This is a genomic window from Rubritalea sp. (assembly GCF_039830215.1).
Lineage (GTDB): Bacteria > Verrucomicrobiota > Verrucomicrobiia > Verrucomicrobiales > Akkermansiaceae > Rubritalea.
The window spans coordinates 1-7,093 of record NZ_JBDOPO010000291.1; the positions used below are offsets into that span (position 1 = coordinate 1).

At 48.7% G+C, this 7,093-nt stretch carries 8 protein-coding genes; 5 read left to right on the top strand and 3 right to left on the bottom strand.

The features are described from left to right. From ABGY95_RS09635 to ABGY95_RS09650, 4 genes are all read left to right on the top strand, one after another. A partial coding sequence (locus tag ABGY95_RS09635; protein ID WP_347441467.1) for an FtsX-like permease family protein occupies nucleotides 1-267 on the top strand: 267 nt, incomplete at its 5' end. Nucleotides 268-271: 4 nt separating this feature from the next. Beyond that, nucleotides 272-1,420, top strand: a complete 1,149-nt coding sequence (locus ABGY95_RS09640) for an ABC transporter permease (RefSeq protein ID WP_347441468.1) — start codon at nucleotides 272-274, stop codon at nucleotides 1,418-1,420. 18 nt (nucleotides 1,421-1,438) lie between these two features. Continuing rightward, nucleotides 1,439-1,975 (top strand): hypothetical protein, encoded by a 537-nt coding sequence (locus tag ABGY95_RS09645; RefSeq protein ID WP_347441469.1) that lies wholly within the window; start codon nucleotides 1,439-1,441, stop codon nucleotides 1,973-1,975. Nucleotides 1,976-2,449: 474 nt separating this feature from the next. Beyond that, a complete protein-coding gene (locus ABGY95_RS09650; protein ID WP_347441470.1) occupies nucleotides 2,450-2,617 on the top strand; it encodes a hypothetical protein in 168 nt (55 codons plus the stop codon). A gap of 372 nt (nucleotides 2,618-2,989) precedes the next feature. Here the strand turns inward: ABGY95_RS09650 and ABGY95_RS09655 are convergent, their stop codons facing one another. Then, nucleotides 2,990-4,186 (bottom strand): TIGR03862 family flavoprotein, encoded by a 1,197-nt coding sequence (locus ABGY95_RS09655; protein WP_347441471.1) that lies wholly within the window; start codon nucleotides 4,184-4,186, stop codon nucleotides 2,990-2,992. A 501-nt stretch (nucleotides 4,187-4,687) separates the two neighbouring features. Between ABGY95_RS09655 and ABGY95_RS09660 the strand changes: the two genes are divergently transcribed. Next, complete coding sequence (locus tag ABGY95_RS09660; RefSeq protein ID WP_347441472.1) at nucleotides 4,688-4,876, top strand: hypothetical protein; 189 nt, start codon at nucleotides 4,688-4,690, stop codon at nucleotides 4,874-4,876. Nucleotides 4,877-5,034: 158 nt separating this feature from the next. On the opposite strand, the gene ABGY95_RS09665 is transcribed toward ABGY95_RS09660, so the two are convergent. Together ABGY95_RS09665 and ABGY95_RS09670 are read right to left on the bottom strand one after the other, a co-directional pair. Then, the gene (locus ABGY95_RS09665) at nucleotides 5,035-5,421 is read right to left on the bottom strand and encodes a DUF3127 domain-containing protein (RefSeq protein ID WP_347441473.1); all 387 of its coding nucleotides are present in this window, start codon (nucleotides 5,419-5,421) and stop codon (nucleotides 5,035-5,037) included. A 187-nt stretch (nucleotides 5,422-5,608) separates the two neighbouring features. After that, nucleotides 5,609-6,580: a glycosyltransferase gene (locus ABGY95_RS09670; RefSeq protein ID WP_347441474.1), complete on the bottom strand. Its 972-nt coding sequence runs from the start codon at nucleotides 6,578-6,580 to the stop codon at nucleotides 5,609-5,611. Between the last annotated feature and the right edge of the window lie 513 nt (nucleotides 6,581-7,093).

A 7,093-nucleotide genomic window follows, 5' to 3' on the forward strand; every position in this document is an offset into this window, starting at 1 on the left:
TCCCGTAGAGCTATAGGCTTCATGGTTGTCTGTGAAGGAGCTTTGTTAGGCTTGATCGGTGGGCTCTTTGGCGTGCTAGGTTCAGCGTTGTTCTTCTATCTTAAATCATTCACTTTGGGTAACGAGGGACTAACTCTCGCTCTCACTCCTACCTCCATGGTTGTTATCACTGGCCTGCTCCTTGCTGTTTCGCTCGGCTTGCTGGCTTCTATTTATCCAGCCTACAAGGCGACTTCTCGTCCACTGGTTCAATCACTAAGCTCCTAGTTCTATGTTACCTTTTTCGTACGCACTCAGAAATCTATTCCGCGACCCATCTAGGCTCGCGCAGACCGTGGGGGGCTCAGCACTGGTCGTGTTGTTACTCGTCGCTGCTGTGGCTCTGAATCAAGGCATGGACCGCGTCCTCGCCACTTCAGGCTCCGCAAAAAATGTGATCCTCATGGGCAAAGGTTCGGAGGAATCGATCGAACGCTCAGAGGTCCATCTCGAAGCCGAGGCCGCTGCGGCGACTTCCGTCCGAGGTCTCGATTCCCAACTGGGAGTCACCGCCATCTCAGGTGAAATATTCTACCAAGCCCCGCTCGAAACCGAGTCGGGAAATGTTGAACAAGCCTTATTCCGTGGAGTGTTAGAAAGTGCGTTGTTAGTGCACTCTACTGTGCGGGTGTTAGAAGGGCGATTCCCTCAGTCAGGTGAGGTCATGGTGGGGCACTTAGCGCACCGAAAGCTCGGGGTTGATGCCGATCAGACAGCGGTGGGAAGAACCCTAAAGTTCGAAGACGCAACTTTCAAAGTTGTCGGAATATTTGAGGCTCCTTTCACGGTCTTGGAGTCGGAAATTTGGTTCGACCGCAATGACCTAGCAGCCATCACCCAGCGAGACACACTTTCGTCTATAACTTTGCGGATGGATTCTGCCGAGTTTGATGATGTGGTAATCTTCACCCTCCAGCGTAACGATCTAGAGCTCTCTGCCATCCGTGAGGATTCCTACTACGAGAAGCTCAGCGTTTTTTACAAGCCGATCAAAATCATGACCTGGGTGACTGCCGCTCTGGTTGCCGCAGGTGCTGTGTTTGGTGGACTCAATACGCTATATGCAGCCTTTGCCGCGCGGGTGACCGAGATGGCGACTTTACAGTCGATTGGCTTTACTCGCGCTGCCTTGTTTGTCTCTTTGATTCAGGAATCACTATTAGCGACCCTCACGGGAACCTTGCTGGCATTTGTCACTGCCTACTTCTTGATAGATGGGCTAACCATACCCTTTTCGCTGGGTACATTTTCGCTCACTCTGACACCGATGGTGATTGGTGTTGGCCTTGTTGCCGGATTCCTATTAGGAACCTTAGGAACATTGCCGCCAGCTATTCGTTGTCTCGCACCCGCGCTACCCATTGCCCTACGATCTCACTAAAAACCAAAAATAAATAGCATGATAAAACTAAACTACATCAGCACGCTAGCCCTAGCGCTAGGACTCGCCTCATGTTCTGAGACTCCTGAAGACGTCAAAGCTCCTGAAGTCACTGAAGCAACCAAAGGCCTAGCCTCATTGGTTGTCAGCGCAGCTCCAACCGACGCTACCAGCATTGCAGATCTCAGAACTTCAGCAAAAGTGGGCGACGACGTTGTCTTCAGTGGAAAAGTCATCGGTAGTAGCACTGTTTTTGTCGAAGGTAGAGCTATCATGGTGATTGGTGACCCTCAAAAAATCACTTCATGCGACCTAATTCACGGCGACAACTGCCGGACCCCATGGGATGTCTGCTGCGATGACCACGACGTGATCAAAGGCTCAATCGTCACCGTTCAAGTCGTCGATGCTGACGGCAAGCCACTCAAAGAAGGATTCAAAAACGTCGCCGGCATCAAAGAACTCAGCAACCTTGTGATCAGCGGAAAAGTGGCAGAAGGTTCCAACGATGACAACATGCTCATCAACGCCACCAGCCTCTTCGTTGCAAAGTAATCCGCCGGAAGCTCCGAGCCCCCAGCTCGGACGCAATATGCATTTTACCACCAACTCCCTCACATTCCTGCGAGGGAGTTTTTTCGTATAAGAACTGGAATGCCAATCCAACCAGTGCGCTAATCTGTAGCCTCCCTATCGAGATGCTAGTGTGAACAAGATAGCACAATTACTACCAAAAGCCCAAATACAGGCAAGATCATCAAAACAGGATCTTCGCTGCAATACCTTGAAATATTTGTAATTTCAAAAATCCCAAAAATAGCGAAATTTAAAATAAATACAAAACCCTTTAGAGAACAAGTTATTAAGGAGGCAAAGAAAAGGCCAAGAGGCAGTGAAAATCTCGGGGAAATTAACCTTAGTGTAGCAGAAGCAACTTTCGGTGTTGGTTGAGAGCAAATTGATGTCACAGATAAAATACGGGCCTATGCCAAAGACCCCACAAAAACAGTAAAGATCAGTTCGTCTGGCATGGGGATCAATAACCCAAAGGGCTACAACCGTCTTTGCCTGAGTATCGCTTACCTAGTCAACGGCAGAAGTTACTTGGTCAATATACCAAGGGGCGATTCTCGAAATATCTTTGAATTACTGCGAGACCCTGAGACCCCTGCTAAATACCCGGCAGTGTATAAATAAAATATAAAATAAAGAGATAGACAATATCTGAGAGAAGTCTATTGCGGTAAGTTATTTATCGTGTATAGATTTACTCTATCTTGGATTCAAACCGGAAGTGCAGGCTCTGACAGAAAAATTGTGTTTTTGGTCTGTTAGTTAGGTCATTGCTTTTTCGAAGCCATGACCGATAATTCCCTTCTACTGCATGATTTCCCGCCCCATTAATATGCCCGGCAATGTTTAAGTATTTTGATGCGGCTCCCGCAAACGCCTATCTCAAGGCTGACCCTTTCGAATAAGTAGCCTAGCGAACTAAGGCATGGCTTTCAATTACTGATCAGCTGAGCCATCCCTTCACTGAAGGATAGAGAGTTGATCCAGCTTGGCTGCTTATAAAGTCTTAGAGACGGCATTACCCACAGCAGTTCCTGTCGCGAATGCGGCTTGGAGGAGGAAGCCGCCGGTGGGGGCTTCCCAGTCTAGCATTTCGCCGGCTAGAAAGACGTGGGGATCAACTCTAAGTGAAAAGTTAGAGTTTAGCTCTGGCCATTGGACACCGCCAGCTGAAGAGATAGCTTCTTCGATTGGCCGTGGCTGGTTGAGTGGAATACGGCACTTTTTCACACACTGGGCGAGTGATTCTGCATCATTGAACGGCCCGTGAAGGTGTTTTAAAATAGCCAATGCGGCTGGGCTGAGTTTCCAGCGCTGTTTAGCCTCTTTGAGGAAGTTTCGCTTAGCTGATTCCATCTTGTTGACCAACTGCTCGACGCTGAAGGTGGGCTTGAGGTCGAGAATGATGTGCGGTTCGGTTTGCTGGCGGATGGCTGGTCCGAGCCGATAGATTGGTCCGCCTTCGAGCCCGTAGCGGGTGATGACGAGTTCGCCTTTGCGCTCGAAATTTCCACAGCGTACGAGTGTGTTTTTCAATGGAAGTCCTTCGGCTTCAGCTAACAATTCGTTGGGCCAATTACTTTCCCAACCGCAATTGGCCGATGCTAGTGGACTGATAGAGACGCCCAGGTGTTGGAGCATTTTCACCCATTTCCCATCGGATCCAGTCGATGGCCATGAGGCACCACCGAGAGCTAGCACTATGGCGTCGTGTTTCCTGGTGAGAGTTTCCCCATCGTGTTCGAGCTGCAGTGTGACTTGATTTCCGGTGTCGATTCCTGTGAGCCTGTGACGAACGTGGAAGTCGACCCCAAGCCTGCGGAGTTTTTCAATCCAGCGGCGCAGCAGTGGGGCAGCCTTCATGCCGATGGGGAAGACTTTACTAGAAGAGGCGGCGTAAGTTTCGATACCTAGTTCGCTAGACCATTTACGGAGGGCTGTGTTGTCGAATGCTTTGAGGACGTTGTGGAAAAAGGGAGGCAGACATGGGCCGTCGTAGTAATCTAGAAATTCAGGGAAGCTGGTGGCATTGGTGAGGTTGAGGCCATTTTTACCAGCGACTAGAAACTTTCTGCCGACCGAGCGCTTTGCTTCGTACAGAGTGACGTCCGCACCGGCCTCGGCTGCCACTTCCGCAGCCCGCAGGCCAGCTGGGCCGCCGCCAATCACGGCTATGGATCTTGGTTTACTCATTGGAGCTGCAGCTATCTAGGCACCGATTCTGCGTTCTGGAAATTGAAAAGTGGAGGAATTGTTCTGAATTGTCGAATGGTGGTCGGAGCTATGTGGAGAATCGCTGGCATGGATTTAAAATAAAAGTCACAAAGTTGTGTTGTGAATCGCAATCATGATCGGTTGAAATGGCTTTCTATAATTTGGCGGCGCTAGTGAGGGTAAAGTTGAGAGGGGGGTGACTAAGGAGTTACGATCGAAGTACGAGATTGTTGCAATTTTTGAGGGGAGCAAATTTATTCGATGTATGGAGCGAACCACTACGTATCCTACGAAATATGGGCTCTCTGGAAGCTTTGCTCATTGTGAGATTAAAGAATGCACTGGCTATGAGCACCCGGGGAAGTACGGGGATAAAAAGCAAGCGAAGTACCGAGCGTAGCTTTCCATTTTTTTGGGGGAGGAATTGGGGAGCAAGGCGATTAAATCATTGATCTACAGGTAACAAGGGTGTACTTATTGATGATAAAAATAGCACAGCAAAAAGGTATGGAAGAAGAAGTAGATAGAATACAGGCGAATACAGAAGGCATCCTAGAATACGCAGGATTAAGCAGAAGTGAAGAAGCTAAAGAGCTAGGAAGACAGGCACTCAAAGGAGAAATAAGCAATGAAGACGCGATAGAAAAACTAATAAAAATCTACTCCTAATCGACAAAAACACCCAAGAAAATAAGACTTTAAAAAACAAACAAGGAATACAATAAGAAGCAAAATTAAGGTAAGCAGATAAGCTTATTTGGGCTTCATAAAAAAGCTCACACCCATCTGGGTGTGAGCTCTTGAAAAAGGGATAGCGAATCTCGGACTTAGAATGGGATGTCGTCGCCGTCGTCGGAGTTGCTGCGTAGGTCGGCCGCACTAGGCTCTTCGCTGTTGCCAAATGGGTTGTCGAATTTTGGTTCGTTTTGTGGTGCTGCTTGCTGACCACCACCACCAGCCTGAATCTTCCAGCAGTTGAGGTTGACGTAGTAACGGCCGTTGTATTCGTTGCCTCGGATGTCGAAATTCACCTGCACGTCTTGGCCTGGCGAATAGGAATCGAGCATGTTGCACTTGTCTTTGATGGTCTCAAATTTGATATCCTGTGGGTACTTTGAGTCACCAGTGGTGACAACGAACTCACGCTTTGTGAAGCCGCTGCTGAAGCTCTGAGTCTCATCGATGAGTTTGATCTTTCCGCTAATTTCGAACATGAGAAAGTCATCGGGGAAACCCGCACCGATGTCAATCTATAGAAGTGAGGAAGTGAGGGAGTGAGGAAAAAATTGGTTGATATGTAGGCCGTTGTTTGCCTTTCCAAGAATTTCGGAATGTGCGCCATTCTGTCCTGATTCGTGCAATTAGTGGTGGAGCAGTGTCATCGTGCTGATTTGCATCATGTTAGCGGTGAAAGATTAGTTCAGTTGGGGGCTGTTTTAGGAGTTTCAACCAGCCGGCGGTTTCTTTGGCTGGAAGGAAATTCTGTTGGAGGTCTGCAATTTGTTGCAGGAGTTTGCTATGAAAGCTGTGGTCGGTGATAGAGCGCCGAATCAAAGCAGCTAGGGCACTGACGTTGTCTGGTTCGAAGTAGCCGAGGTAGTCGTCGCCAAGCATACCCACATTACCTTCGATCTTGCTGGCGAGCACAGGGGTGCCTAGGGCGATGGATTCGGCCACGGCATTTGAGCCGCCTTCGCTGTGTGAGGTGTTGAGCGTGAAGTCGACTTGCTCGATCCAGCTCAGAGTTTTGCTGTAGGTCACGTCATTGAGCCAGTTGAAGCGTGGGTTAGATTGCTGCCAGCACTGGACCTCCGATAACATGCTTGGTTCGAGAGCTGCGCCGAGAGTGAAGGCTTCTAGTTTGATGTCAGCTAATTTCTCTAGCGCTTGGTTCATGAGAAAGGGGTTTTTCACCGGGCGGAGGTGGCCAATGAGAGCAAGGCTCGGGTGGGGTGGCGGTGAGACTTTGTCCACAGGTGGGAGAAGAACGCTGGCGGGGATGAAGTGGGATTTTTTCAGAAATTCAGTGGGGATGGATGCCAGTGAGGCACGTTGACCAACGACGAGTGCATCGGCTAGGCTGAGGGCTTCGAAGAACTCTGGATTGTTGTTGGTTTGTTCCCGATAGAGGTCGGTTCCAGTCAGGTAGACGATGAGTTTGCCGTTGGGGGAATTTACTTTGAAGCTTTTGCTGGAGGCTAGGGTTTTTGTGGCGTGCAGCGAGATCATGGCATCGGCAGTTGGTGGCATGTCAGTGTTGATGGCTTGCGCTGTGTTACCAGTCTGAGTGAGTAGGGATTCGATGCGTTTTGCGGTGATCGAGTTGCCTTTCGGGCTGCTCAGTGGGTAGGCGCTAGAGATGAGGATGTGCACGGTGATATCGATAATTGTTTTCTATTGTAATAGCCTAAATCAAGTTACAAGGAAATCGAACTCTATCGTCATAGCTGACCTTATTCCCAAGATGATTGCTCTATTCATGTTCCTATTGCTCCAGGATCGATACCCATGCAGTGCACGGTTACTTTGGGTTTACCAAAATTATCACCCTGTTTGGTGGCGCTTTTATTATCTGCACAGAAATCAAATAAGTGCTGCACATAAGCACTCTAGAAGAGGGCCATGATGAGGTAGAAGAGAAGCATTCAGTAGACATGGGAATCACCATGATCGTGGTGATGAATGCTGTTTTTTATCCTTCGATTCCTCGGAGCGATGGCCATCATAGATATTATTTGGATCATGATTTTAGCTATTGCCTCGAGTGGCCTGCTGATGATTTGGATGTTGGATAAGGTTTTGGCCATTCTTCATTAGAATAAGATGTATGTAGTACTCGGTCTCTTTGTGCTCTTCATCGTGAGTGATTTGCTGCTGCCAGAAGGC

Coding starts and splice junctions, on each gene's coding strand:
- ABGY95_RS09655 (WP_347441471.1), bottom strand. CDS start 4,186: ATGAGTAAACCAAGATCCATAGCCGTGATTGGCGGCGGCCCAGCTGGC.
- ABGY95_RS09645 (WP_347441469.1), top strand. CDS start 1,439: ATGATAAAACTAAACTACATCAGCACGCTAGCCCTAGCGCTAGGACTC.
- ABGY95_RS09660 (WP_347441472.1), top strand. CDS start 4,688: ATGATAAAAATAGCACAGCAAAAAGGTATGGAAGAAGAAGTAGATAGA.
- ABGY95_RS09665 (WP_347441473.1), bottom strand. CDS start 5,421: ATGTTCGAAATTAGCGGAAAGATCAAACTCATCGATGAGACTCAGAGC.
- ABGY95_RS09640 (WP_347441468.1), top strand. CDS start 272: ATGTTACCTTTTTCGTACGCACTCAGAAATCTATTCCGCGACCCATCT.
- ABGY95_RS09650 (WP_347441470.1), top strand. CDS start 2,450: ATGGGGATCAATAACCCAAAGGGCTACAACCGTCTTTGCCTGAGTATC.